This window comes from Streptococcus sp. 4094 (assembly GCF_013277125.1).
GTDB lineage: Bacteria > Bacillota > Bacilli > Lactobacillales > Streptococcaceae > Streptococcus.
Map to the genome: position 1 here is coordinate 1 of NZ_VMMI01000058.1, position 225 is coordinate 225.

Sequence of the window (225 nt, forward strand, 5' to 3'; positions counted from 1 at the left end):
AATACGAAGAACACTTCGATTGAGACGACTCCAAACTTAACAGCTGAAGAAATCGCTGATGCCAAACGTAAAGTCGGAGAAGCCTTGGCTGATGCGAAAGACAAGGTCAATAAGGCAAGAAATAAGGCAGATGTTGACCAAGCTAAGCAGGCTGGACTTGATGCCATCAACAACATCAATCCAACCGCTACGACGCATGACAGCGCGATTAGCAGCCTAGACGAA

The 225-nt window shown here is 46.7% G+C and carries 1 protein-coding gene; it reads left to right on the top strand.

The window, feature by feature from the left end; all coding sequences use genetic code 11:
• Nucleotides 1-225 (top strand): DUF1542 domain-containing protein (locus HT721_RS10360; protein WP_173229773.1); only part of this gene is annotated, 225 nt, incomplete at both ends.